Source organism: Rhodobacter aestuarii, from assembly GCF_900156655.1.
In the GTDB taxonomy this organism is placed as follows: domain Bacteria; phylum Pseudomonadota; class Alphaproteobacteria; order Rhodobacterales; family Rhodobacteraceae; genus Rhodobacter; species Rhodobacter aestuarii.
In genome coordinates this window covers 34,927-60,733 of the sequence record NZ_FTOG01000006.1, presented here as the reverse complement: position 1 = coordinate 60,733, position 25,807 = coordinate 34,927, and the positions used below count along the sequence as shown (strand labels likewise).

Genomic DNA, 25,807 nt, shown 5'->3' with positions numbered 1-25,807 from the left:
AGAGCCTGTGTCACGTCACGGGCGCGTGAAGGGGCGACGGAAGCGCAAGGCTCGCCCGTTTCTCTTGCATCAAACGGCCAAAAGCCGTGCGCGAACAGGAGAATGAAGATGAAATCTGCTTTGACCAAGACGATGATTGCCGCCCTCGCGACAAGCGTGGCCTTGGGGGCTTTGCCGGTGTTTGCGCAAGACGCGCCGCCGCCTGCGCCCGAGGCTGGCATGGTGCAAGCTGCGCCGCCCGCGCCGCCGGCGCCGGGGCCCGGCCCGATGGATATGGTCTCGGGCCCGTTCCCGCGCTTTGATCTGAAAAGCTTCGATGCCGACGGGGATGGTAAAGTGACCTTGGCCGAGATTGAAGCGAAGCGTGCCGCCACAGCGAAAGCAATGGACACCGATGGCGACGGGCTGTTGAGCGCCGAGGAATTGGTTGCCGCCGAGATGGTGCAGATCGAAGACCGGGTTGCGGCGCGGGTGAAAGACCGCATCGCCGCGCAAGACAGCGATGGCGATGGCAAACTTTCCGCTGCCGAGTTGGCCAGCCCGCCGCTGCCCACGCGCATCTTTGACCGGCTGGACCGGGACAATGATGGCGCGGTTAGCACCGAAGAGTTACGGATGGCCGAAGCCCGGATGAAAGACCGTTTTGACCGGGGCGGGGATGACCGTCGGGATCGGCACGACTGGCGCGGGGACCGCGACCGTGATGACCGTCGTTGGTTCAATTTTGGGCAGTAACGCCTCATTGGGCGCGGCCCCGCGTTTGGGGCCGCGCCCACGCATTGCGGCAAAGCACGATCCGCGCTAGGCCAATGGAACGATGGATATGGCATTCGATGCGCAAAGCGAATTGAGCGACGAGGCCCTGCTGGTGCTTTACGGCAACGGCGATGGGGCCGCCGCGCGTGCGCTGGTGGCGCGGCTTGGCCCGGTGGCGTTTCGGGTCGCGTTTCGGATGCTCGGTGATCGCACCGAGGCCGAGGATTTGGCGCAAGAAGCGATGCTGCGGCTGTGGAAAATCGCCCCTGAATGGCGCACCGGCGAGGCCAAAGTGTCCACTTGGATCTATCGGGTCACCACCAACCTTGCGACCGACCGTTTACGGCGGCGGCGTGGTGTGGGGCTCGATGAAGCGCCCGAGGTCGCCGATGGCGCGGCTTCGGCCCTTGAGGGGCTGATTGCGCATGACCGCGCGGCGGCGCTTGAAATGGCGCTCGCGCAATTGCCTGCCCGGCAGCGGCAGGCAGTGGTGTTGCGCCACTTAGAAGGGCTGTCGAACCCCGAAATCGCCGAGGCGATGGAGATCGGGGTGGAGGCGGTGGAAAGCCTGACCGCGCGCGGCAAGCGGGCGCTTGCCGCACTTTTGGCGGAACGGCGGGAGGAATTGGGTTATGGGCATGACTAAAATGCACGACGACAATGACCGGGATTTTGAGGGGCTTGAGGCCTTTTTCACCGCTGCGCGTGACGCGGCGCCCGAGCCCGAGCCCGCGTTTTTGACACAAATGGCGCTGCAAGCCGAAGTGATCGCCACAGAACGGCGAGAGGCCGAGGCTGCCGCATTGGCTGCCCTTGTTGCCCGGCGTCAGACATCGCAAAAGCGCGGCCTTGTCGCGACGCTTGCCGCTGCGTTCGGCGGCTGGGGGGCGCTTGGCGGTATGGCAGGGGGCATGGCCACGGCCACCGTGGCCGGGCTTTGGATCGGCTTGGCCCAAGCACCCAGCCTGATGCAGTCGATGGGGCTGCAAAGCACGGTGGTCGCTTCGGCCAGCGCCGAAGAAAACTATCTCAATGACGCCGATATTCTGGCTTTGGCGCTGATGGACTAAGGGGTTGGTATGACAAACGAAACAGAACAAACCCCGACGCCCGCAGGGACGCAAGGGCGGCTGCGCGGCGGCACGAAGGTGGTTTTCATCCTGTCGCTGGTGCTGAACTTTTTGGTCATTGGCGTCGTCGCGGGCGGGGTGATTGGCCATATGCGGGGCGAACCGCCGCCGCGCGTGCTGGATCGCGATGGCCCCGATCAGCTGAGCTTTGGCCCGTTGGGCGGCGCCTTCACCCGCGAAGACCGGATCGAGATGCGCCGGGCAGCAGAGGGCCAAGGCCGCGATTTTGGGGCGATGCAGGGGCAGATGCGGTCAGATTTTGAGCGGTTGGATGCCGCCCTGCGCGCCCAGCCCTATGACGAAGCGGCGTTGCATGGGGTGCTGACGGAGATGCGCGCCCGCACGCTCGAACGGATCGAAATGGGCGAACAAGTGATGCTGTCACGCATTGCGGCGATGAGCGATGAGGAGCGCGCCGCTTTTGCAGATCGCATGCAGCGCGGTGTTGAGCGGTTCCAGCGCCGTTTGGACGAACGCCGCGAGGATTGGCGCGAGCGCCGCCGCCCGGCGGATTAAGCACATCGCTTCATGCAAAAGAAAACCCGGCCTTGTGCCGGGTTTTGCCATTCGGTTTTGGGCTGTGTTCAGGCCGCGCCGCGTTGAAAGATAGTCACTTGATTGCGCCCTTCGGCCTTGGATCCCATCAGCGCGTAATCGGCCTCATGGATCACCTGGTCGATGCTGGTGTTTTCCGATCCACCGCCGCCAAGGGCGAGGCCGATCGAGACGGTGAGATCAAGCGTAACGCCGCCCGGCAGATCAAATGGCCGCTCTTCCATCACACGGCACAGCCGCTCTGCCACGATCCGCGCCCCTTCGAGGGTGCATTCAGGCATGGCGACCAAGAATTCTTCGCCGCCTACACGGGCAACAAGATCAACCTGCCGCAGGTTCGCACTGAGCCTGCGCGCGACCTCGATCAGCACCGCATCACCCGCAGCATGGCCATAGGTGTCATTGACCGATTTGAAGCGGTCCAGATCGAGCACCATCACTGCGAAATTGCGCCCCGAAAGCCGCGAGCGTTCCGCAAGCCGGGTCACATGCGGCATTGCATAGCGGCGGTTGTAAAGCCCGGTGAGCGGGTCCACGAGCGCAAGCCGCAGCCCATCGGCCACGCGCTCGCGCTGCCGGTCATGGCGGCGTTTGCGCGCGATATGGGCGGTAAGCCGTAGGGCCGCCTCTTCAGCGAAGGCCGGCTCGGCCAGCCCGGCAGGCGTCAGGTCAGAAGCGCCAAGGTCCAGCGCCACGGCAGAGGTTTCGCGCGCCGCATCGCGCACCGCCACGCAAATCACCGAATGGCGCGAGCCCGCACGCGAGCGCAGTTCCGACATCAGCCGCAATCCCTCGCCGGGGCGGGCCAGATCGGCGGCAATCACATAGGCATCGGGCGGCGGGCTTTCGGCGGCGGCGGAGAGCGCGGTTTGATAATCAAGCACCCGCAACAGATCATTCGGCAGATACCGCAGCATCGCGTTTTTCCAAGCCACGCAGGTTTCGCGGTCGCGGGCGACAAGGCCGATCCGCGCGGGCTGCTCGAACTCTGCCGGTGGGGCTTCGGCAAAGCCCAACTCGTGGCAGGTGTTTTCGCGCATCCGCAGTTCTTCATCGGTTTCGCGCATCCGCATCAGCGAGCGCAACCGGGCGAGCAGGGTCAGTTCTTCGAAGGGTTTGGTGATGAAGTCATCCGCGCCGCTGCGCAGCGCCTCAAGCCGAATTTCGGGGGTGGGGAACGCGGTAACGACAATCACCGGCAGATGCGCAGTGGCCGGGTCAGATTTCAGCCGACGGCAGACATCGATCCCGCTCATGTCGGGCAATTGCACATCCAGCAAGATCAGGTCGGGGCTCTCTTGCGCCACAAGACGCAGAGCCTGCGCGCCGGTGCCAGCCTGAATCGTCTCGTATCGGGCGCCCGAAAGCTTCACCTTCAACACGATCCGGTTCGTTGCGACATCGTCCACGATCAGGACTTTTCCTGCCATGAACCTTTGTTCTCCTTCCACATGCTCGATTGCAACTTTATCATGCCTTAGGAAAGGTTAACAAATCCTTTCACTTTTCGCAGGAGTAGCGCTTTGGACGAAAATTCAGCACAAATTCTTGCGATCCGGGCGCTTGGTTGGATGGCAAGCGAGGATCCGGTTTGGCAGGCCTTTCTGGGCATCAGCGGGGCCGACGCTGCGCAGGTGCGCGCCGAGGCGCAACGGGTGGAGATGCAGCGCGCGGTGCTGGCGCATGTGATGCGCGAAGATGATTGGGTGCGCGCCTGTGCAAGTGCTTTGGGCGTGGCGCCAGAGGAGTTGGTGGCAGCCGCAGCGCGGCTTGAAGGCCCTGCGGGCATGAATTGGACGTGAGGGTTCAAGTGGCTGATATTGAAGCGATCCTGTTCGACAAGGACGGCACACTTTTCGATTTTGAAGCGACGTGGGGCGCGTGGGCGCGGGCACTTTTGATCCGTCTTGCGGAGGGCGACCAGCCTCGCACAGAACGGCTGGCCGAGGCCTTGGGCTATGATTTGGCGGCGGGCTGTTTTCACCGTCATTCCCCCGTGATCGCCGGAACAGTGTCTGAGGTGGCGGCGCTGATGCTGCCGCATTTGCCGGGCCGGACGGCCCCCGATCTGGTCGCAGAATTGGAAGCGGCGGCGCTTGAAGCGCCCCAAGTTCCGGCGGTGGACCTGCCCCGCTGCCTTGGGGATCTGTGCACGTCAGGGTTGCGGCTTGGCGTCGCAACCAACGATAGCGAGGCTTCTGCAAGGCTTCAACTCCAGCGTGAGGGAGTCGAAGCCTTGTTCGATTTCATCGTCGGTTATGACAGTGGTCATGGCGCCAAGCCCGAACCGGGGCCGCTTTTGGCTTTTGCCGCAGCGGTGGGGGTTGCGCCCGACCGGGTGGCGATGGTGGGCGATAGCCTGCATGATCTTGCCGCCGCCCGTGCCGCAGGCATGACGGCAGTCGCCGTGCTGACCGGCCCCGCTACGCGCGAAGTGCTATCGCCCGCAGCCGATGTCGTGTTGGAGACGATCGACGGATTGGCCGAGTGGCTCGCCTTGGCTCCCGCGCGGGGCTGATCTTTCGGATAGGGTGCTCAATCTTTTGGCCGAAAAAGCCATTTCCAACTTGGAAAAGTTCCATGTTGTTGGGGCTTTGTTAAGGGCCGGAGCGATATTTTGACTACGTGGAGGGCCCATGCTCGGCGTAGTCAATAAATCTATTCAGTCTTTTCTTTGCAACCATCACGGCAGTTCGGTCTGGCGTGAGGTGGTGGAACGTATTGGCATTGCCCCGGAAGGGTTTGAGGCGATGCTCGATTATGAAGATCGGCAAACCGAGGTGCTTTTAGGCGCCGCGGAAACGGTGCTCGATATCTCGCGCGAGGCGCTTTTGGAAGATATCGGCGCTTGGCTTGCGATGACGGAATCCCTGCGGCGTTTGTTGCGCTTCGGGGGGGCCGACTATCTGGAATTTTTGTTTTCTCTCGATGATCTGCAGGGCCGCGCGATGATGGCCTTGCCGGGGCTTGAGTTGCCGGAACTGAGTCTGAATGGCGAGACGCAAGGGCGGTTTACCTTGGTTGTCTCGGGCTGGATGCCGGGCTGGGGCGCGGTGATGGCGGGGATTTTGCGCGCGATGGCTGATGATTACGGCGCCTTGGTGCTGATCGAGGCCTCTGAATTGCAATCTCGCCCCGGTGTCGGCGAAGAGCGCGTTTCGGTTTGCCTGCTCGATATGGACCATGCCGAGGGGCGGAGATTTGATTTGGCGGGTCCTGCCCATGAGGGCAGCCTGTCGACCGAAAGGGTCACTGTATGACGCATTTGGATCGGGATTTGCCGGGCGGCGGGGCGCCTGCGGCATTGACCCTGAGCCCTGATATTTTGGGGCAGTTTATGCCTTTGTTTTTATGGCTTGATAAGCGCGGGCGTATTCGCGCGATGGGGCCAACGCTGACGAAAATCTTGGGCACGGAGGCGATCGGCACGGCCTATGCGCGCCATTTCGTGTTGCGGCGCGCGCGTGGCCATGCGCCGGAAGGGGACCCAATTGGCAAAGCGCGGCGGATCGCAGTCAACCTGCTGCGGCATCCGGGCTTCAACCTGCGCGGCACCGCCATTGAAATCGTAACCGGCGGCGGCGGGGGGGAGGACGGCACCGATACGCTGGTCAACCTGTCTTTCGGCATTCATCTCTCTGAAGCGGTGCGCTTTTTTGGCCTGACAGAGACCGACTTTGCGGCCTCTGACCTGGCGATTGAATTTCTGTTTATGTCCGAGGCGAAGGCTGCGGTTTTGAACGAGTTGCAGGCGCTGACGCGGCGGCTTGAAGATGCCCGCCGTGCAGCGCAAAACGAGGCGCTCAGCGATGCGCTGACCGGGCTTGCGAACCGGCGCGCCTTTGATGCGGCGCTTGACCGGGCGCTGAAGGTGCTGGGGCGGGGCGGTCGGCGCTTCGCGCTTTTGCATCTCGATCTCGATTTCTTCAAACAGGTCAATGACACGCTTGGCCATGCGGCCGGTGATGCGGTGTTGGTGCAGGCGGCGAAGGTTTTGTCTGATGAAACCCGGCGCGGGGATCTTGTCGCGCGCGTAGGGGGCGATGAATTCATGATGATCCTGCGTGGCCCGATTAATGCCGAACGTGTTGAGGGCTTTGCCAAGCGTTTGATCTCTCGTCTGGAAGAACCGATCTTGCATGAAAGCGAGCTGTGTCGGGTTTCTGCATCAATCGGTGCGGTGATCGTGGGCGAGAAAGCCGGGCATGATGCCGTTGGTCTGCTCGCCGCAGCGGATGCCGCGCTTTATGCCTCCAAACATGCCGGGCGTGGGCGCTGCACTGTCTCTGAGGCCTAAGCACGGGCGCGCTGGATTGGTCACGCCCGTGTCACATGCCTGTAGCGCCTGCGCGCGTGATCAGGTAGGGCAGGGGCATGAAGCAGGGGTTTCCAATTGCCACGCGCGGGCAGCGCATCGGCCTTTTGGGGGGGTCGTTTGACCCCGCCCATGAAGGTCATGCGCATATCACCCGCGAGGCGATGCGCCGCTTTGGCCTTGATCGGGTCTGGTGGCTTGTGAGCCCCGGCAACCCGCTCAAATCGCATGGCCCCGCGCCGATGGCGAGCCGCATTGCCCAAGCGCGCCGGGTGATGGCTGATCCCAAGGTCACAATCACCGGGCTCGAGGCGCAACTGGGCACCCGCTACACCGCGCAAACACTTGCGCGGCTAACCGCGCTTTATCCGGGTGTGCATTTCGTTTGGCTGATGGGGGCTGACAATCTTGCGCAATTCGACCTTTGGGAGGATTGGCGCGGGATCTTCGCGCGTGTGCCCGTTGGGGTGCTGGCGCGCCCCGGCCACCGCATGGTGACAGGGCAAGCGCGGGCGGCACGCATTTACGCTTCGGCAAGGCTGCCCGCAGAGCAGGCTCGGCTCTTGCCTTTCGCGCGGCGTCCGGCATGGTGTTTCGTGCAAATGCCGATGTCGGACCTTTCGTCTTCCGCGATCCGGGCCGGGGGCGAGTGGCGGGCACGCTAAAACGGGGAGCGCGCAGGAATGCAAGTCACGCGACGGGGCCTATTGGGTGGTGCTGTGGGCCTTGGGGCCGCGCTGGCCACGCCGAGGCTTTTGCGCGCCGAGGCTGTCGCGATGCGTCCGCTTTCGGGCGAGGAACTGGTCGATGCCGCGCAATTGGGCGGCGATGTCGGCTATATCGTGGCCGATGCGCGCAGCGGTTTGGTGCTGGAATCGCGCGATGCCAACAAGGCGATGGCCCCCGCATCGACCGCGAAAACCATCACCACGCTTTATGCGCTGGAAACGCTCGGCTCTGACTATCGCTTCACCACAAGCCTTTTGGGCACGGGCCCCGTTGCAGGGGGCGTGCTGCAAGGCGATTTGATCTTGGCGGGGGGCGGCGATCCGACGCTTGATACCGATGGTCTGGCCGATCTTGCCGCGCGTTTGGTGAAGGCTGGCGTCAGTGGGGTCGCGGGGCGGTTTTACACTTGGGGCGGCGCGCTGCCCTATGCCTCTGAAATCTCGGACGATCAGCCGGTGCATGTGGGGTATAACCCTTCGATTTCCGGGCTTATTTTGAATTACAACCGGGTGCATTTCGAATGGCGCCGCGGCTCGGGCGGTTACAGCCTAGAGATGGATGCGCGGGGCGCGGCGCATAAGCCCAAAGCCTATACGATTGACGCCTCCCTTGCCGCCCGCAAAAGCCCGGCCTTTCGTTACAGCCAATCGGGGGGCAAAGAGCATTGGTCTGTGGCCTCTGCGGCTTTGAACAAACACGGCAGCCTCTGGTTGCCGGTGCGCCAGCCCGATGCTTATGCGGGCGATGTGTTCCAAACTTTGGCGCGGGCCCAAGGATGCCCATTGCCCGCGCCGCAGCCGTTGCGCGCATTGCCCGCCGGGGCACAAGTGATCACCGCGCGGCAATCGACCGATCTGCCGCGCATCCTGCGCGATATGATGCGCTATTCGACCAATATCACCGCCGAGGCGGTGGGGATGACAGCCACCGCCGCGCGCGGGGCCAATGCGGCGCGCGGGCCATCTGGCGCCGCGATGAGCCAATGGTTGGCGCAGCGGCTTGGTGGCGGGAAGGCACGGTTTGTGGATCATTCTGGCCTTGGTGCGAATGATCGCATTTCCGCGCTGGAGATGGTGCGGGCGGTGACGCTTTTGGGGCCAAAGGTCGGCCTGCGCGGGTTGATGAAACCGTTTGAACTCCGCGATGACAATGGTGGGAAGCGGCAAAGCCAGCCATTTCGGGTGGATGCCAAAACCGGCACGCTCAATTTCGTCTCGACGCTGACGGGCTATATGACCGCGCCCGATGGCACCGAACTGACGTTTGCGATTTTCACCGGGGATTTGGCACGGCGTCAGCGCGCGGGCGACAGTGGCTCGGGCGCTTGGGTGCGCCGGTCCAAGGTGCTGCAAAGCCGCCTGCTTGAGCGATGGGCGGCGCTTTACGGCTAAGGCGCGGGCGCGAAACGCGCGCCCGCTACCGGTTCAGATGTGCTTTTGGATCAATTCACGCAGGTTGATGCGTGCGCCCATTTTGGTGGCGAGGAGATAAACGCCACCGAATTTGCGCTGCAAGAAAAGCGTGTCCATCGGCGGAATGCGCATATGTTCGCGCTGCTCCGACATCGCCATCCCCGCATCGCGCATCCGCAGCGCCAAATCATTGGCACCAAAGTCGAATTCTCCGTCATGGCGCAAGGGTTCGAGCGACATCAGGAACATCGACAGCATCTGATCTTCCAGCGCCTCGGGCATGTCTTCGGACAAAAAGCCAATCTCGCGCGCGGCGGCACGAATGCCCACGTGATCATCGGCCAGCCCCGCACGCAACAATGTGCGGTAACGCTCTGCGAAGTCTTCGTCAAAGGCGCGCGTGGCCCCGAAATCGAGCAAGATGATCTGCCCGGTCTCCGGGTCATAGCGGAAATTGGCAAAGTTCGGGTCTGTCTGCATCAGTCGGAACACGAACAACTCATCGAAGATCAGCTCAATGATGAGCCGCATCACCCGGTTGCGTTCCTCTTGGCTTGCGTCCTCCAGCACCTCGATCGGCTTGGCTTCGATATAGCTCATCGCCAGCACTTCGCGGGTGGTGAAATCGGCATGCAATTCGGGCACACGGAATTCTGGCCGATCTTTCAAAAGCTTGCCGAAGAGGTCTAGATATTCGCCCTCGCGCTCGTAATCAGCCTCTTCATGAAGCTGGCGTTTCGCTTCCAAAATCATCGGCGTGATGTCGAGGCCCTTGGGCACCAGCCCCGCAAAGCGCATCAGCCCCGCAACGTTATCGACATCGCTGTCAATCGAGCGGCGCACGCCCGGATATTGCACTTTGATTGCAAGGTCACGTCCATCGCGGGTTTGGGCGCGATGGACCTGCCCGATGGAGGCTGCAGCCAGCGGGCGTACCTCGAATTTCTTGAACCGTTTGAGCCAATCCGACCCCCAAGCGGTGGTCAGCACCTTTTTAAGCTGCTGCCCCGGCATGTGATGCGCTTCGGCGCGCAGGCGGGCGAGGATGTCGGCCAATTCGGGCGGCAGCATATCGCCCGCATCCATCGACATCAGCTGCCCCACCTTCATCGCCGCGCCGCGCATTTGCGCCAGCTTATCGGCCACTTTGCGGGCATTAGCTGGGGTCATCAGCAAAGCGCCCATATTGGGGCGCTGGCCGCGCGCCAATTGCTTGGCGCCTTCGGCCGCGACACTGCCCGCGATATTCGCGCCAAGCCCGCTGAGTTTGGCAAAGCGCGAAATCCGCGACGAAGGCACGGCAAGGGGCTTGGTTTCGAACTTGCGCTCGGTCATGGGCTGTCCTTCGGCGGTAGCGGTGCGGCTGAGATAGGCACGCGCATCACTCATGGCAAGAGCAACCGCCGTGGCCATGCGCATGGCCATGGCCATGGTGATCATGCGCCTCGTCTTGATCATGGTCATGCCCGCAGCCACAGCCGCCATGGCCATGCTCGTGCCCATGATCATGGTCGTGATGGTGGTGGTGATGCCCATGCGCATCGGCGCGCAGATCGGGCATGGGCGGGTTGGCTTGCGCCTCGGACATGCTGGTGATCAGCGCGCCCACAGCGGTGACGGGGTCGGTTTCTTCGGTCACAGCAACCAGCACGCCGCGCGAGGCCATCCGGCGCGAAAAGCCCGCGCCTGCCGAGCCCGCGATCACCACTTTCACGCTATCAAGCGGATGCGGCCCCTCGCCGTGGAATTCGTGCATCGACATGTCTTTGGGCAGATCGAACCGTTCTACCTCGGTGATCTCTTGGCCCGGCGCGGCTTCATAAACAAGAAAGCGGCGGCTTTTGCCGGCATGGCCGGTCACGGTGCGGAAGTTTTGCGAAGCAACAGCGATACGCATGGGGAGATCCTTGAGTGAAGGGGCCGCTTAACGGGCGGCAGAAGATTCCAGCAAGATCGCTTGCTTGGCGGTCTCGGTCATGTGGCATTCTTGGGCGTGGAGCATCCGGCGCGGCGAAGAGCGATAGAACATCGATTCAAAGTTGCAGCGCATCTGCTCCCATTTGTTCCAGCTCTCGATCATCTTATCGAGATCATCGGTCATCTTGGCCGCGCCCCCAGCGATTTGCTTGGCATAGGGCTTGTCGCGTTCTTCGGCGCGGGTGCGCATTGCCTCTTCGGCATCTGACAGTCGCGCGCGCCACCATTGGATTTCACGATCCATGCAGATCGCAAGATCGTTCACTTGCGGATTGCGCTTGCGCTTGCGGCAATCGGTCGAGGTGAGCCCGATGCAGGCCTGCTTCTCGGCATCGGTGGTGGCTTCGGCGTAGCAATCGGCGGTCGGGTCTTTGCTGCGCGCAAGCGCGGGCGTGGCCGTAACAGCGGGGGCGATCATCAGGAGCGCAAGGAGCAGGTTTTTCGCATGCATCATCGGATCCTCGAAAAGGGTCTATGGAAAGGCACGGTCCGGGCGCCGCCTGCGGTGCGGGCCCGGGACCGTGAACGGCCTGCTGCGGCGTGGATCATTCGGGGGAAGCACGCCAGTCAGGCAAGCGGACCATGCCTGAAGGGGAGCGTCTGCGTCTGTGATCTTATCACGTAACAGATGCGACGGATTGGACCGATCCGTTCACGTATCCGTGCTTTTGAAAGAGAGGGATTATTTGCCGCCGCGCCCGCGCGGTAGGGCGGGGACAGTGGTCGCGATGGGCGCCTGAAACGCCTTGGCTTTCAGTTCTTCAGCCTTGGCGCGGCGGGCCGCGCGAGCGCGGGCGCGGTTGCGCTCGGTCACGGCGGTGGGCAGCATCCAAGTCCACAGCTTTTGGTCGGGCAGCGGCAGCACCATGAACCAATGTTCCAAGAGCGCGAGGAGTGTGAGCACTGCCATCAGCACATGGCCAATAAACGCCCCATCGCTTTCAGCCGAGATCGCGCGTTCCATAAAGCAGCCAGCCGCAAAGGTCAGGATCGTGACAGACGCGGGGAACAGGAAGTTCATCCGCGCGATTTTGAAATGGCTGGCCAAATGCGCAAGCGGCGAGGGCAAGAATTGAACATTGATGCGCGGCACGCCCAAGAACAGGTTCAGCTTGGCCGAGATCCGCGCCACGTAAAGAATGGCGAATGTCATCAGCCCGATGCGGTTTTCATTATCCGCCACGATGACGGTGCAGGCGATCATCGCAACCAAAAGCGCGATTTCGTGCCACAGGATTGTTCCGGTGGCGCGCAAGAAGCGCTCGTACATCGTTGCGGTGGGCGGGCATTGCGTGCGGTTCGGGCCCGCAACGACGCCAGACAGGAACGCCAGTTCAAACCAGCCCCAAACCGACAGCGCCGAAAGAAAGGCCACATGCGCGCCTTGTACCGTGGCATCATCTGCCGAACGGTGCAGATACACAAACCCCAGCGCCAAAAGCGGCAAGCCCAGCACGACCGAAAGCTGATGCGCGCCCCGCCCGGCCAAATCGGCGCGGCGCACGCGCCACAAGATCGCCCCGGTGGAGAACCACCAGATGAATACGGTCGAAAGCGTGACAAGCCACGGATTGGTCATGCGCGGCACCCCCGGTGAAGGGGATGCCGCGCGGGACCGGGGGACGCGCCCATCACCCCGATCCAAACCGCCTCGGGGGCGGTACCTTGTTGGCCGCGCGTCGCCAAAGCGGCGGCGCGGCGCACAGACAGCCGAGAAGAACCGGAAAGGATCATCTCGGCCCCCGTCATTTCATCGCGAGCAGGCGCTCGAAAGCGGCCTTGCTGTCTTCGCCAAAGGCGTAGAGTTCGGCAGACCAGCCCGTGACCGGGTCTTCGAGGGTCAGACGCTTGTTGTCATATTGCACAATACGAACCGGCGGGTTGCCGGTGACACGCTGCACCTCGCGGGTGCGGGCAAGGGCCGCGCCAACCACGTTGACGAAGCCACCATCGGGCATATCCACCAAAACCGAGCCATCTGCATTGCGCACGATCACATGCTGCGAATCGACATCTTCCAAAATCACTTCGCGCTCTGCGACGATCTTGCCCGCTTCGGGCACGCCCACATGCGGGCGGTTCGTCAGCACCGAATAGGCGACGATGACCAACGAGAGGACGGCGATGCCAATCATCGCGCGAACCATCGCGATCGGGATCAGATCCTTTTCCGGTTCTTTCTTCGGCGCACGAGAGGCGGTGATAGGATGTTGTGCCATGATCCGACCCTTCTTATTGCGCGGGCACAAGGCCAGCATCATCAGCGCTGGGCTTGGCGGAAAGTTGCGGTTCGTTCAGCTTGGCCTGTGCTGCCTCGGCGAGGATCTTGGCGACCTTCTCAGCCTGAGGAATGCAGCGGAAGGCCGGCTGCGGTTTGCGGATGTGCCACGGGCGCGCAGAGGGCCACAGCACAGTGTAAGACAGACGCATCTCTTCCGGGACTTGCAGCGCAAGCGTGCCAATGCCCTTCTTCGAGTGTTTTTGCAGCCCCAGCGCGGCCACTTCGACCACTTTGTAGGGCACGGTGAATGTCACCTGCAACGCGGCGCCAACGCGCAGGATCGCGCGCGCGGAGGTGAGCGTGTAAATCGTTGCGCGGCTTTGCATATAGGCGAGCAAAAGCAGCAAAAGGTAGGTTCCAAGCGCGAAGATGAGGTAGAGCACCAGCGTGGGCAGAGCCAAAGCAAGCCCGCTTTCCGACCAGATCACATAGCCGCGCCAGAAAGCCAAAAGCACCATATAGCCGGTGAGCCAGCGAATCTTGAACGCTTCTCGCGCTAGGGCCCACATATCCGGGCTGCCTTGCCACAGAATTTCCTCGCCATTCGGCAGAGGGGCAGGGATCCCCGGTTGGGGTTCAAAGTCGAAATCATGGTCTGACATTTCAGACCCTCCGTCTTGGTAGTCAGGCGGAACGGCGCGGGCGCACGCCGTCCCCAAAGTCACGCCTTAGAGCGCGTAGGGCTTGCGGCCCGTCGCGTACATGTAGCCACCGGCCACATAAGCGCAGATCTTCTCTTCTTCGAGTTTGGTCACCTGATCGAACGACTTCACATCGGGGATGTCGTCGAACAGATCCGAGGTGATCGCATTGACGCGGACACGGTCCGACCAGATGCGCAGAAGCGTCATCGGGATCAGCTTTTTCTTGCCCGAGTTCAGTTCGATTTCGAGGTAACGGCCCAGTTGTTCCGGCACGTCCACCCACATATCGACAACCTTGCCGACGACCTCAGTGTCGCCCGCTTGCACCGGCATGCCACGCGGGTCACGACCAGCCGAGACGACCATCGCTTCGACATTGCGCATCGGTTTGATTTTCGGCTCGCCATGCGCGTCCATTTCCGGCTCGTCACGACGCGGAACCCACGAAGCCGGGCCAACGCCGTCTTTCATCGGGTCGCCGGTCGGGCGGAACGGATAGCCTTCGTTGGCCGAGGTGCGTTCCAGCGCCAGATCGGTGCGGCGGTGCGCTTCTTCGTTCTCAACCGAAGGCACGGTCACAGTGGTGCCATTGGCGAGCAGGAAGGTTTTGGGCGACGGCACCGGGAACGGGCCTTGGTTCACCGAAATGCCACCGTCGTCGTTCTCGAGCGGATAGCCTTCGCGCATGTTTTCGGTTTGCAGATAGTAGATGAGGTAGGCGAGGAACGCCCAGAACGACCAGATCGCGAGACTGGCGAGATCGAAATCTCCGAAGAAATAGTGACCGACCATCATTGTTGGTCCTCCTTTGTCAGGTTGGAAATTCGGAAAGGCCGATCCGTGCCTTGCCGGTCTCCGGTTTCTTGGGGAACAGGCTGCCGGGGCGGGCCAGCGGCCCGAGCACGGCAAGAGTAGTGAAGAGCAGTCCGATTTCGGTGAGATAGACCACCGAATAGCCGAGCGCGGGGTCGGTAAGGGCCCCGAGGTAGCCCGCATCGGCGGCGTGCGCCACGAGGTCGCGCAGCGCCCCGCCGGTAAACACCGCAAGCCCCGCCGCCGTGGCTTGCGCTGCGCCCCAGGCTCCGAGCGCGATGCCAGAGGCACCCCGCACGATCACCATCATCGCCACGGTCAACGTGGCAATGCCGAACGTGCCGCTGCCAAGGCCAATCCCCAGCGCGGCAATGAAGAACAGGATTTTGCTTTCGAACAACGCCGAAAACAGCACCGCGGTGAAGGCCACGATGCCAATCAAAATGCCACGCGCGGCCAGCCGGTGCGCCGTAGCGCCCTGCGCGAGCCGCCGCGCGGCCCAGATAAAGCCGACGAGCGCACCGAAGCTCCAGCTTGCGGTGAGCAAAGTCGTCATGCTCACGGGCAGTTTCAGCACCTGTCCACCATAGGGTTCGAGCAGCACATCCTGCATATTGAACCCAAGTGTCCCAATCATCACCACGGCAAGAAGCCGCATCGCCCCCGGTTCGGCGGCCAAAAGGCCCCAAGCCTCGCGGAAAGTTTGGCGCGGCGCCTCCCTTTCTGCCTTTGTCATTGGGCGGATAACCTCTTGTTTCCATAGTGCGATGACGTTCAGGACCAGCGTCATTGCGCCGCAGGCCTGCACCACGCGAATAAGCGTGATCTGGTCAAAATCGCGCAGGAAGAAGCCCACGATCAGGGCAGAGATTCCCATGCCAACGAGGAACATGACGTAAAGCAGCGCCACGACGCGGGGACGGGTTTCCTCGGTGGCACGGTCAGCGGCAAGCGCAAGGCCCGCCGTTTGGGTCATATGCATGCCCAAACCCGCCATCAAGAAGGCGATCCCGGCGAAGACCTCACCGGCCCAATCAGGGCCCATGATCTGATCGCCTGAAAGCAGAATCAGCGCGAATGGCATCAGCGCAAGACCGCCCATCTGCCATAGCGAGCCAAACCAAAGGTAGGGAATCCGCTTCCAGCCGATAGCGGAACGGTAGGTATCAGAGCGGTGCCCGAGCACCGCCCGGAAGGGGGCCACCAAGACCGGGATCGAGATCATCGTAGCTACGACAAGCGCAGGCACGCCCATCTCCACGATCATCACCCGGTTCAACGTGCCCAAAAGCAGCACTTGCGCCATCCCAACCGAAATTTGGAACAGCGAAAGCCGCATGAGCTGGCGCAGCGGCAACTCCTCAGAGGCCGCTTGCGAAAACGGCATCCAAGTGAGCGCGAGCGAGCCGATCATGCGACGGCTGAGGATCATGGCCGATACTCCAAGCATTCGGAGATGTAAAAGCCCACCGCGACCCGGTCGATGCGCAGAAGCCAGCCGCCCACATGTTTTTGAAGCTTTTCAAGCGCATGCGGGATCATCACCGGCGAGCGGTTGGAGCGGGGGAAGAGTTTTCCCACGCCCCAGAACGCCATCAGAAACGGCGTTTTCGGGGCCACGGTGAAGACGATCGCACTATGGGTGCGGGCGCCCAGATTGGTGAGAATCTCGCCGATATCATGAGCGCGGTAGTAGATCAGGCTGTCCATCGCGATGACGTAATCGAACTGGCCAAGCGCCGGGTCGGTCATGTCGCCCGACATGAAAGTGACCTTTTCGCGCAAGTCTACCGGAAGCCGATCTTGCGCCACCGAGATGAGCTGGGGCGAAATATCCACCGCCAGCACCTCGGCGCCGCGTTTGGCAAGCTCTGCCGTCATCAGCCCGGTGCCGCAGCCCGCATCAAGCACGCGGCAGCCGGTCAGGTCTTCGGGCAGGCGCGAGAGCATGATCGCACGCATCTTGTCGCGACCCTCGCGCACCGTTTGGCGCACCTTGGAGACTTTTGCATCCGATTGGGTCAGCCGTTCCCAGGCGCGGGTCGCGGTGCGGTCGAAATAGTGTTCGACGCGGTCGCGAATAGCGGCATAGTCATTGGCCATATCAGTCAAATCCCAGAAGTTCGAAGATGTGCCGATCCGAAAGCGGCTCGGGGGTCAGGCCCGGTTCATCGACCGAGCGCAGCAGGGTTTCCGCAAGGCGGATATATTCGGCGCGCGCCTGCACCACGTCTTCTGCGTCATCCATCTCAAAGAGCGTGCGCTTTTTGAGCCGCGAGCGGCGGATGCTGTCGAGGTCGGGCATATGCGCGATGCGCTTGAAGTTGGCGGCCTCGCAATAGCGGTCCACCTCGTTGGTTTCGCGCGAGCGGTTGGCCACGCAGCCCGCAAGCCGCACCTTGTAGTTGACCGATTTCGCCTGCACGGCGGCGATGATGCGGTTCATCGCATAGATGCTGTCGAAGTCGTTGGCGGTGACGATCAGCGCGCGATCGGCGTGTTGCAGGGGGGCTGCAAAGCCGCCGCAAACGACGTCGCCCAGCACGTCGAAAACCACCACATCGGTGTCTTCAAGCATGTGGTGTTGGCGCAGCAATTTCACTGTCTGGCCAACCACATAGCCGCCGCAGCCGGTGCCCGCAGGCGGGCCGCCCGCTTCAACGCACATCACGCCGTTGAAGCCTTCGGTCACGAAGTCTTCGGGGCGCAATTCCTCCGGGTGGAAGTTCACCGATTTGAGGATGTCGATCACCGTTTCTTGCAACCGCCCCGTCAGGGTGAAGGTGCTGTCGTGCTTCGGGTCACAGCCGATTTGCAGCACCCGTTTGCCAAGTAGCGAGAAGGCGGCGGAAAGGTTCGAAGAGGTCGTCGATTTGCCGATCCCCCCCTTACCATAGACCGAGAACACCTTCGCGCCGCCGACATCGAGGTTTTCGTTCTCATGCACCTGCACGGAGCCTTCGCCATCAAGGCCGGTGAGGTCGGGAATGTCGTCGCGCGGGCTCATGCGGCCCTCCTTTTCGTAGTCTTCCATGTCACTCGGCCGCCACGCCTTCCATCCGGTCTTCCAACTCGTCGGCAGCAGCTTGCAGCGCGGCGAGGGTTTCGGGATCGGGTTGCCAGTAGTTGCGGTCCGATGCCTCCAACAACCGCTGCGCCATCCGGCTCGATGCGGCAGAGTTCAGATCGGCAAGACGCTTGCGCATCTCGTCATCAAGCACGAAGGTTTCCGAAAGCCGTTGATAGACCCACGGATCGACCTGTCCGGTCGTTGCCGACCAGCCGAGTGTGTTGGTCACCTGCGCTTCGATCTGGCGCACGCCTTCGGCACCATGTTTGAGCAGGCCTTCGTAGAACTTCGGGTTGAGCGAACGGGCGCGGGTTTCCAAGGCCACTTGGTCTTGGAGCGTGCGCACCGTGCCCGCACCGCGGGTTTGGTCGCCGATATAGACCGCCGTATCCTTGCCACCCTGCGCGCGCTTGGTCGCGCGAGCAATGCCGCCCAACGTGTCGAAATAGTGGTCCACGGTGGTGACACCCAGTTCCACGGATTCGAGGTTTTGATAGGCCAGATCGACTTTGCCGAGCACGTTTTGCAGCAGGTTCACCTGTTTGGTGGACTTGCCATCGCGGCCATAGGCGAAGGACTTGCGCGCCTCGTAAGCATCGGCGAGTTCGTCTTCATCGCCAAAACCCGCCGAGCCGACCATCGTGTTGACGTTCGACCCATAAGCCCCTTCGGCATTCGAGAAAACGCGCAGCGAAGCGGTGTCGAAGTCCATCCCCGTGTCTTGCATCGTGGCCAGCACATGGGCGCGGATGAAGTTCTGGGCGAGCGGCTCATCTTCCGCCGAAGCGCAAAGATAGGCGGCTTCGGCCAGAAGCTTGGTTTGCAGCGGCAGCAGGTCGCGGAAGATGCCCGAAAGCGTCATCACCACGTCAATGCGCGGACGGCCCAATTCCGAAAGCGGAATAAGCTCGGCACCGGCCAAACGGCCATAGGTGTCAAACCGAGGCCGCGCGCCCATCAGCGCAAGCGCCTGCGAGATCGGCCCGCCATCGGATTTGATGTTATCCGAGCCCCAAAGCACCAGCGCGACCGAACGCGGAAGCGTCGGGTGCGTGGCCAAAAGCCGGGCCGCTTGTGCCGCACCATCGCGCAGCGCAAAGGCGGTGGGCATCCGGAACGGGTCGAAGGCGTGGATGTTGCGCCCCGTCGGCAGGATTTCCGGCGCGCGCACAAGGTCGCCCCCCGGCACCGGCTCGATGTAGCGCCCGCCAAGCGCGCGCAGCAGAGCTTTGATCTCATGCTCTTCTTGCAAGAATTTGTCGGCGCGTTCGCGGTCGGCATTTTCTGGCATCAGATCGAGCATTTCGGCCCGGTGCTCCGCCGTCATCGGCTTGCCCAGAACGTGCAGGCCTTCGGTGATCAGCGCGCCTTCGGTCTCAAGCAGCTTTTCCCAAAGCGTCGAAAGGTCAGAGGCATCCATGTCGACGCCCTTGGCCTGCTCGCGCACGAGTTCGGCCAGATCTTCCGCTTCGGGCGACTCGGGCGGCAGCGCGCGCAGGCGGCCAAGGCTTTCCTTCAGCTCGCTCAGGCCTTTGTAGAGGCCCGATTGCGCCAAGGGCGGCGTCAGGTGGGACACGATCACCGCATTGGAGCGGCGTTTCGCCAAAGTCGCTTCGGAGGGGTTGTTGGCGGCATAAAGATAGACGTTCGGCAGGTTGCCAATCATCCGATCCGGCCAGCATTCCTCACACATGCCCGCTTGTTTGCCGGGCATGAACTCAAGCGCGCCGTGCATCCCGAAGTGGAGAAGCGTATCGGCCTCGAAATCTTCGCGCAGCCAGCGGTAGAAGGCGGCGAAGGCATGGGTCGGCGCGAAGCCTTTTTCAAAGAGCAGCCGCATCGGGTCGCCTTCATAGCCAAAGACCGGCTGGAGTCCGACGAAGACATTGCCGAAATGCCGCCCCAAAACGAAGAGGTCGCGGCCATCGGTTTGGTGTTTGCCGGGGGCGGCGCCCCAAACGGCTTCAATGTCTTTGAGCCATTTCGTGCGGGCGACAACTTCAGCCGCCGGGAGGCGGGCCGCAATTTGCGCGGGTTGGCCATGCGTGGCTTCCGGGCCGCACAGAACGGCGGCGCGAAGCTCATCGACCGAGGCGGGCAGTTCGCCCATTTGGTAGCCTTCGGCCTTCATCGCATGGAGCATGTTGAAGAGGCTCTCGAACACGGCGAGATAAGCTGCCGTGCCTGCCGCGCCCGCATTCGGCGGGAAGCCGTAAAGCACGATGCCCACCTTACGCTTCGCCACTTCGGAGCGGCGCAGTTTCGCAAGACGCAGCACTTTGTCGACCAGCGTTTCCACCCGTTCGGGGCAGGCGGCCATGGCATGGCTTTCGGCTTCCGGGTCGGGTTTGCAGCCGCGCGCACAGGTGGCGCAGCCCGCCGGGTCATGGCGGCCACCAAAGACGGTCGGGTTCGTGGCCCCGTCAATCTCCGGCAGCGCGATCAGCATAGTGGTTTCCACCGGGCCAAGCCCACCACCCGAGGCGCGCCACTGCCCAAGCGTTTGGAACTCCAGCGGTTGCGCCGTCACATAGGGCACATCCAGTTCCTTGAGCGCATTCACCGCAGCATCGCTGTCGTTATAGGCGGGGCCCCCCACCAGCGAGAAGCCCGAGAGCGACAGAAGCGTATCGACCTTGCCCTTGAGGAATTCGTCAATCGCAGGGCGACCATCAAGCCCACCGGCAAAAGCGGGCAGAACGGCAAGACCCTTGGATTGCAGACCCCGGATCACCGCATCGTAATGTGCGGTGTCATTGGCCAAAATGTAGCTGCGCAGCATCAGCACGCCGATCGTGGCCACCGGGTTTGCAGGTTGTGGCAGCTTGGCGGGATCGGTGGTGATGCGGCCCGCCATATCCGGGTGGTAAAGACCAACCTCCGGGTAATCGACCGGGGCGGCCACTTTCACGCCACGCCAATCGACATTGTCGGAATAGCGGCTGACAAGGTAGCGCACCATCGACTCGATGTTGTCTTCCGAGCCGCCGAGCCAATACTGCATGCAAATGAACCAGGCGCGCAGGTCTTGCGCTTTGCCCGGAATGAACTTGAGCATCTTCGGGATGCGGCGCAGCATCGACATCTGCTTTTCGGCAGACCCGCCACCCGGCTCGTTTTTGCCGCGCAGCTTTTTCAAAAGCGCCATCGGCCCCGAGGCGGGCTTGGTCATATCCAGATCGCCCATCTTCGTCAGGCGCACGATCTGTGGATCGGCGACCATGCCGACAAAGGCGTCCAGACGATCGCGCACAGCGGTCATCTCAGGCAAAATGGATTGGAGATGCTCATCGATAAAGAGCAGGTTCGCCACAATGATATTGGCTTCCAGCACAGCCGCTTTGGCAGCAGCGAGCTTGGCCGGATTTTCTGCCCATTCAGCAGCGGCATGCACGGTAATGTGCAAATCGGGGAAGTCGTGTTGCAAACGCGGGAGCGCCCGCGCGGCCGGACCCGCGGCATGCGCGTCCAGAGTAACGATCACGACGTTATAGCCGCCCGGACGGTGCGGCGGCAGCGGCAGGGTTCCGCTCATCGACTCATCGTGCATAGTGGGCCTTGGCCTCGTAGAGAGTTTCAACGGTGATGTCGCGCACGCCTTTGTGCGCGGCAAAAAGTTCGGTGTTGCGCTTCGCTTTGCCCCGCACAAAGAACGGGATTTTCTTCAGCTCGCGCTCAGCTTCGGGCATCCAACGAATTTCGCCCGAGGGCTCGACTACCGGCACGGCCGGGGTGTCGACTTGCGTTTGAGGGGCCGCTTGCGCAGCCGGTTCGGGCGCTTCGGCCCGCTCGACGTGCTTGCCGCCATGATGGCTGGCACCAGCAGCGTCGTGGAATTCAAAGTCTTCGCGGAACATCGTCAGAAGGTGCTCTTCGAGCCCCATGACCAGCGGATGGATCCAGCTATCAAAAAGAACGTTCGCGCCCTCAAAGCCCATTACCGGGGCGTAGCGGGCCGGGAAGTCTTGGACATGGACCGGGGCCGAGATCACCGCGCAGGGGATGCCCAGCTTCTTGCCGATGTTGCGTTCCATCTGCGTGCCAAGGATCAGTTCCGGCGCGGCGGCCTCGATCGCTTGTTCGACTTCAAGATAGTCATCGGTGATCAGCGGCTCGACGCCATAGTCCGCGGCGGCAGCGCGCAGGGCGCGAGCCATTTCGCGGTTATAGCAGCCCATGCCGACAACCTCGAAACCCACTTCCTTTGCGGCGATCCGTGCTGCGGCGATCACATGGGTGCCGTCGCCAAACAGGAAAACCCGCTTGCCGGTGAGGTAAGTCGAGTCGACCGAGGCACTCCACCACGGTTGACGCAGCGTGCTTTCATCGGCTTGCACGGGCAGGCCGGTGAGTTTGCTGACCTCGGCCAGAAAATCGCGGGTCGCGCCCACGCCCATCGGCACCACTTTGGTGTAGGGCTGTTTGCAGGTCCGCTCCAAATGCCGCGCGGCGCTTTCCCCGGTTTCGGGGTAAAGCAGCACGTTGAAATGGGCTTGGCCCAGCTTGCGCAGGTCATCGGGGGTGGCGCCCATCGGCGCGACGACATTGACCTTCACGCCCATGCCTTCCAAGAGCTTCGTCACCTCAACCACGTCATCGCGGTGGCGGAAGCCAAGGGCCGTGGCGCCAAGGATGTTGCAGCTGATTTCAGCCGTGCGCTCCATCGGCTTGGCAAGTGCGCGCACCAAGGCGCGGAAGGTCTCATCCGCGCCGAAGTTTTCTTTGCGCGAGTACGAGGGCAACTCTAGCGGCACCACAGGAACCGGCAGCGCCAATGCGCGGGCGATCCCCTCGGGGTCGTCTTGCAGCAGTTCTGCGGTGCAGGTCAGCGCCACGGCCATCGCCTGCGGTTTGAACCGCTCATGCGTTTTCTGGATCGTTTCCTTGAGCAAAAGCCCGGTATCGGCGCCCATATCCGCGGCTTGGAAGGTGGAAAAGGCCACCGGCGGGCGGGCATTGCGCCGCTCGATCATTGTGAAAAGCAGATCGGCATAGGTGTCGCCTTGCGGCCCGTGCAGGACAAGATGCATGTCCTTCATCGAGGTCGCAACGCGCATCGCGCCGACATGCGGCGGGCCTTCATATGTCCACAGCGTCAGTTTCATGCGGTGGTCCCCCCGGCCAGAAGCGCGCGACGGCGCAGCGGGCGCGAGAACAGTCCGGCCAGATCGCCCGCCTGTTCGTAGAAATGGATCGGCGTGAAGACGAGTTCGATCGCCCACTTGGTGGTATGGCCCTTCGCCTCCAGCGGGTTGGCAAGGCCAAGCCCGCAAACGGTGATGTCGGGGTTAATCGCCTCGTGCCGGTCAAGCTGGGCTTCAAGGTCTTGGCCTTCGCTCAACTGCGCGGTCGAAGGCAGCATCTCAAGCTCAGGCGCCATGATCGCGCGGTGCAGGAACGGCGTGCCCACCTCGGTTGGGACCATGCCGCATTCGCGCGCCAAGAACCGTGCGAGCGGAATTTCCAGCTGGCTATCGGGGAAGAGGAAGAGCGATTTGCCCTCCAGCGTGCCTTTATGCGCGGCAAGTGCTTTCTTGGCACGGGCACGCGGCGCAGCGGTTACTTCCTCAAACTTCTCGGCGCTGACGCCATAAATGTCGGCAACGGCTTTGAGCCACGCGGTTGTGCCTTCTTCGCCAAAGGGGAAGGGGGCCGCGATCCGTTTCGCACCACGGCGTTCCAGCGCGGCGGCCGTATCGCCCAAGAAAGGCTGGGCGAGAATAAAGCGCGTGTTCGGCCCGACGGTGGGGGCCGCATCTTTGCGCCGCGCGGGCAGCATCCGCACCGGTCCAACGCCCAGCTGCGACAGAAGCGAGGCGCATTGATCCTCGACCACATCGGGCAGGGCGCCAACGACGATCAGTTCTTCTTCGTCGGAGGCGGCAAGCGTTGGCACCATCGCGGCAAGGCAAGCGTCTTCGCCTTGGGTGAAGGTCGTATCAAGGCCCGAGCCGGAATAGGAATAGACCCGCACATGCGGCGCGTGGCGGGTGTTGAGCCGCTCTGCCGCGCGTTCGAGGTCAAGCTTGATCACTTCCGAGGGGCAGGAGCCCACAAGGAACAGTTGGCGGATGTCAGGGCGGCGTTCCAGCAGGCGCGCGACTTCGCGGTCCAATTCCGCGTTGGCATCGGCAAGGCCTGCAAGGTCTTGCTCTTCCAACACGGCGGTGCCGAAGCGCGGTTCGGCAAAGATCATCACGCCGGCGGCGGCTTGCAGTAAGTGCGCGCAGGTGCGCGAGCCCACCACCAAGAAGAAGGCATCCTGCATCTTGCGGTGCAACCAGACGATCCCGGTCAAGCCACAGAAAACGGCCTTCTGGCCACGTTCACGCAGCACCGGAGATTCGGTGCAGCCCATGGTCGGCGAATCGAGGCTCATGGCGTCCCCCGTTCCATCGTGAGGGGGGCAGAGGCGTCGGAGGCCGACTCACTTGCCGATTGCAGGCGTGCCTGACGCAGTTTCCACAGGAACTGTCCGGCATTGATGACATATGTGCCGTAAGCGGCCAGCGCGATGTACATTTGCAGCGCATCGCTTTGATTTGTGAACAGCGCCCAGAGATAGGCGGTGTGCAGAGCGATCACGCCGAAGGAGAAGACATCCTCCCAAAAGAACGCGGGTGCGAACAGGTATTGCCCGAAGACAACCTTTTCCCAAATCGCCCCGGTGACCATGATCGTGTAAAGAAGTAAGGTTTTGATAAGTATAGATATTGTGGCGGTTTCATAGCCGCTGCCGGTGAGCAAGAAACGCATCACCAACACCAAAGAAACGGCGAAAGCGAGGAACTGGAGCGGCGCAAGAATCCCTTGCACAATGGTCCAGGGGGAGGCGTCACGCCGCGCACGTTCTTCGGGCGTGTACAGGCCTTTAGACGACGAATGTCGGGGAGTGTGTGGCATAGTGGCAGCCAGCCTTTCTTCGTGGGCGCGCAGTAGCTGTCAGGTTAGGCAGTGGCTCCGAAGTGTCAACGAAAACTTACACTCTGACTCCGCGCCCAAACGCCGCTACTGCGGTGGGTGCTATTGTGATGCATCGGGATGTGACGGGGAAATGACGCCTTCCGACGCAGCTTAATTGCCTGCGGCGAAGGGTCGCAAAGCCCTGTGCTGCTAGGTTTTTCCGTATTCTGGAAGGGGCTGTCAGTGATGGTCGTCACGTGCGCTCGATATCGGGCGTGTGATGGTGTCGCAGCTTGTCAATTTCGATGGACATAGGGGGAGTGTTGGTGTCGAATGATGCGCGGGGGAAAGACCCCTGTTCAATGTTCCGCTCGCGGGTGGTAGGGAAGACCGTCTCGCGAACGTACGGGTTTCGGGGACTCTGATGCGGGATGTCAGTTTTGAAGTCGAGCATGGCAACGGCCTAGATGGGTTCGTTGGGCTTGCTCTTGAAGCGATGGGGCGTCTTGCGGCGCGCCGTCGAAATGGAGTGGGAGAGCTGCGGACCGCGCTTGTCAACAGGTTGGTCGAGCTTGCCACAGGGCCTGAGCTTGGGGCTATGGACCTGTGTCTCGATGAATTCCGGGCGGCATTTGTCGCCCCGGAAGATATTGCCTCCCTTTATGTGCCAGCCGCCGCCCGAAATATCGGGACGGCTTGGGAAGCCGATCAGATTGGCTTTGCCCAAGTGACGGTTGGCATCGCGCGTTTGCAGGAACTTCTGCACGCGCTGCAAGCGGATGTGACGGCGGATGTCTCTGATCCGTCGAACACCTCGACGGTGCTTTTGATCGTTCCGCCTGGAGAGCAGCACACGCTTGGCTCTTTGGTGGTGGCGATGGGGCTTCGCCGCCGGGGGATCTCGGTGCGGATGCTTTTCGCTCCGGGGTTGAGTGATTTGTCCCGTTTGATGGCGACGAACCGCTTTGATGCGGCATTGATTACTGTCGGAAGTATGGAGAGGGTTGAAATCTCCGCGAAACTGGTGAAAACCCTTTCCAGCCTGACGAAAGGGCGGATGCGGGTTGCAATTGGTGGCGCTATCGTCGCCCAACGCGCGGAAGCTCTCGCCAAGACCGGCGCCGATCTGGTGACCAACGACTTGTCCGTGGTTATTTCCGAGTTTGCGCTGGCGTGACTGAAAACGGTTCGGGGGTCGAGAACGACGGGGGAAGGCTGAAAG

Annotated in this window: 26 protein-coding genes; 11 read left to right on the top strand and 15 right to left on the bottom strand. The window is 62.2% G+C overall.

Annotation, left to right across the window (positions count from 1 at the left end):
- Window positions 1–108: 108 nt before the first annotated feature.
- The 4 genes from BW967_RS09595 (at window position 109) to BW967_RS09580 (ending at window position 2,402) form a co-directional block, all read left to right on the top strand.
- Window positions 109–735, top strand: coding sequence for an EF-hand domain-containing protein (locus BW967_RS09595; RefSeq protein ID WP_175610439.1), 627 nt, complete (start codon window positions 109–111; stop codon window positions 733–735).
- 82 nt (window positions 736–817) lie between these two features.
- On the top strand, window positions 818–1,402 hold the full coding sequence (locus tag BW967_RS09590) for an RNA polymerase sigma factor (protein ID WP_076484857.1): 585 nt from the start codon (window positions 818–820) through the stop codon (window positions 1,400–1,402).
- On the top strand, window positions 1,395–1,826 hold the full coding sequence (locus tag BW967_RS09585; protein WP_139327822.1) for a hypothetical protein: 432 nt from the start codon (window positions 1,395–1,397) through the stop codon (window positions 1,824–1,826). Before BW967_RS09590 ends, BW967_RS09585 begins: the two co-directional genes overlap by 8 nt.
- A gap of 9 nt (window positions 1,827–1,835) precedes the next feature.
- Window positions 1,836–2,402 carry a periplasmic heavy metal sensor gene (locus BW967_RS09580; RefSeq protein ID WP_076484855.1) on the top strand — a complete coding sequence of 189 codons (567 nt, stop codon included), beginning with the start codon at window positions 1,836–1,838 and terminating at the stop codon, window positions 2,400–2,402.
- Window positions 2,403–2,470: 68 nt separating this feature from the next.
- On the opposite strand, the gene BW967_RS09575 is transcribed toward BW967_RS09580, so the two are convergent.
- Window positions 2,471–3,871, bottom strand: a complete 1,401-nt coding sequence (locus BW967_RS09575; protein ID WP_076484854.1) for a diguanylate cyclase — start codon at window positions 3,869–3,871, stop codon at window positions 2,471–2,473.
- Window positions 3,872–3,964: 93 nt separating this feature from the next.
- On the opposite strand from BW967_RS09575, the gene BW967_RS09570 reads away from it, so the two are divergent.
- The 6 genes from BW967_RS09570 (at window position 3,965) to dacB (ending at window position 8,876) form a co-directional block, all read left to right on the top strand.
- Window positions 3,965–4,243, top strand: a complete 279-nt coding sequence (locus BW967_RS09570; protein ID WP_076484853.1) for a DUF3572 domain-containing protein — start codon at window positions 3,965–3,967, stop codon at window positions 4,241–4,243.
- A gap of 8 nt (window positions 4,244–4,251) precedes the next feature.
- On the top strand, window positions 4,252–4,959 hold the full coding sequence (locus BW967_RS09565) for an HAD family hydrolase (RefSeq protein ID WP_076484852.1): 708 nt from the start codon (window positions 4,252–4,254) through the stop codon (window positions 4,957–4,959).
- 118 nt (window positions 4,960–5,077) lie between these two features.
- Window positions 5,078–5,701, top strand: coding sequence for a heme NO-binding domain-containing protein (locus tag BW967_RS09560; protein ID WP_076484851.1), 624 nt, complete (start codon window positions 5,078–5,080; stop codon window positions 5,699–5,701).
- A complete protein-coding gene (locus BW967_RS09555; RefSeq protein ID WP_245826507.1) occupies window positions 5,698–6,738 on the top strand; it encodes a GGDEF domain-containing protein in 1,041 nt (346 codons plus the stop codon). The genes BW967_RS09560 and BW967_RS09555 overlap by 4 nt, the downstream gene beginning before the upstream one ends.
- A 77-nt stretch (window positions 6,739–6,815) precedes the next feature.
- On the top strand, window positions 6,816–7,421 hold the full coding sequence (locus BW967_RS09550; RefSeq protein WP_076484850.1) for a nicotinate-nucleotide adenylyltransferase: 606 nt from the start codon (window positions 6,816–6,818) through the stop codon (window positions 7,419–7,421).
- A gap of 18 nt (window positions 7,422–7,439) precedes the next feature.
- Window positions 7,440–8,876: a D-alanyl-D-alanine carboxypeptidase/D-alanyl-D-alanine endopeptidase gene (gene dacB, locus BW967_RS09545; protein ID WP_076484849.1), complete on the top strand. Its 1,437-nt coding sequence runs from the start codon at window positions 7,440–7,442 to the stop codon at window positions 8,874–8,876.
- Between the two features lie 33 nt (window positions 8,877–8,909).
- On the opposite strand, the gene BW967_RS09540 is transcribed toward dacB, so the two are convergent.
- The 14 genes from BW967_RS09540 to bchF form a co-directional block, all read right to left on the bottom strand.
- Window positions 8,910–10,232, bottom strand: coding sequence for an ABC1 kinase family protein (locus BW967_RS09540; protein ID WP_076485038.1), 1,323 nt, complete (start codon window positions 10,230–10,232; stop codon window positions 8,910–8,912).
- Window positions 10,233–10,278: 46 nt separating this feature from the next.
- Entirely contained in the window at window positions 10,279–10,794 is a 516-nt protein-coding gene (locus tag BW967_RS09535) for a NifB/NifX family molybdenum-iron cluster-binding protein (protein ID WP_076484848.1), read from the bottom strand.
- Between the two features lie 27 nt (window positions 10,795–10,821).
- Window positions 10,822–11,328 (bottom strand): lysozyme inhibitor LprI family protein, encoded by a 507-nt coding sequence (locus BW967_RS09530; protein WP_076484847.1) that lies wholly within the window; start codon window positions 11,326–11,328, stop codon window positions 10,822–10,824.
- 228 nt (window positions 11,329–11,556) lie between these two features.
- A complete protein-coding gene (gene puhE / locus BW967_RS09525; protein ID WP_076484846.1) occupies window positions 11,557–12,453 on the bottom strand; it encodes a putative photosynthetic complex assembly protein PuhE in 897 nt (298 codons plus the stop codon).
- A 166-nt stretch (window positions 12,454–12,619) separates the two neighbouring features.
- Window positions 12,620–13,093 carry a photosynthetic complex assembly protein PuhC gene (gene puhC, locus BW967_RS09520; protein ID WP_108188595.1) on the bottom strand — a complete coding sequence of 158 codons (474 nt, stop codon included), beginning with the start codon at window positions 13,091–13,093 and terminating at the stop codon, window positions 12,620–12,622.
- 13 nt (window positions 13,094–13,106) lie between these two features.
- Window positions 13,107–13,757, bottom strand: coding sequence for a photosynthetic complex putative assembly protein PuhB (gene puhB / locus BW967_RS09515; protein WP_076484845.1), 651 nt, complete (start codon window positions 13,755–13,757; stop codon window positions 13,107–13,109).
- Window positions 13,758–13,823: 66 nt separating this feature from the next.
- On the bottom strand, window positions 13,824–14,591 hold the full coding sequence (gene puhA / locus BW967_RS09510) for a photosynthetic reaction center subunit H (RefSeq protein ID WP_076485036.1): 768 nt from the start codon (window positions 14,589–14,591) through the stop codon (window positions 13,824–13,826).
- Between the two features lie 19 nt (window positions 14,592–14,610).
- Window positions 14,611–16,044, bottom strand: a complete 1,434-nt coding sequence (locus tag BW967_RS09505; protein ID WP_076484844.1) for a PucC family protein — start codon at window positions 16,042–16,044, stop codon at window positions 14,611–14,613.
- Window positions 16,041–16,715: a magnesium protoporphyrin IX methyltransferase gene (gene bchM / locus BW967_RS09500; RefSeq protein ID WP_076484843.1), complete on the bottom strand. Its 675-nt coding sequence runs from the start codon at window positions 16,713–16,715 to the stop codon at window positions 16,041–16,043. The genes BW967_RS09505 and bchM overlap by 4 nt, the downstream gene beginning before the upstream one ends.
- A gap of 1 nt (window position 16,716) precedes the next feature.
- A complete protein-coding gene (gene bchL, locus BW967_RS09495) occupies window positions 16,717–17,619 on the bottom strand; it encodes a ferredoxin:protochlorophyllide reductase (ATP-dependent) iron-sulfur ATP-binding protein (RefSeq protein ID WP_076485035.1) in 903 nt (300 codons plus the stop codon).
- A 28-nt stretch (window positions 17,620–17,647) separates the two neighbouring features.
- Complete coding sequence (locus BW967_RS09490; protein WP_076485034.1) at window positions 17,648–21,217, bottom strand: magnesium chelatase subunit H; 3,570 nt, start codon at window positions 21,215–21,217, stop codon at window positions 17,648–17,650.
- Between the two features lie 4 nt (window positions 21,218–21,221).
- Window positions 21,222–22,787: a ferredoxin:protochlorophyllide reductase (ATP-dependent) subunit B gene (gene bchB / locus BW967_RS09485; protein ID WP_076484842.1), complete on the bottom strand. Its 1,566-nt coding sequence runs from the start codon at window positions 22,785–22,787 to the stop codon at window positions 21,222–21,224.
- Entirely contained in the window at window positions 22,784–24,061 is a 1,278-nt protein-coding gene (locus tag BW967_RS09480; RefSeq protein ID WP_076484841.1) for a ferredoxin:protochlorophyllide reductase (ATP-dependent) subunit N, read from the bottom strand. Before BW967_RS09480 ends, bchB begins: the two co-directional genes overlap by 4 nt.
- Window positions 24,058–24,585: a 2-vinyl bacteriochlorophyllide hydratase gene (gene bchF, locus BW967_RS09475; protein WP_076484840.1), complete on the bottom strand. Its 528-nt coding sequence runs from the start codon at window positions 24,583–24,585 to the stop codon at window positions 24,058–24,060. Before bchF ends, BW967_RS09480 begins: the two co-directional genes overlap by 4 nt.
- 424 nt (window positions 24,586–25,009) lie before the next feature.
- On the opposite strand from bchF, the gene BW967_RS09470 reads away from it, so the two are divergent.
- A complete protein-coding gene (locus BW967_RS09470) occupies window positions 25,010–25,762 on the top strand; it encodes a cobalamin B12-binding domain-containing protein (RefSeq protein WP_076484839.1) in 753 nt (250 codons plus the stop codon).
- Window positions 25,763–25,807: the final 45 nt, after the last annotated feature.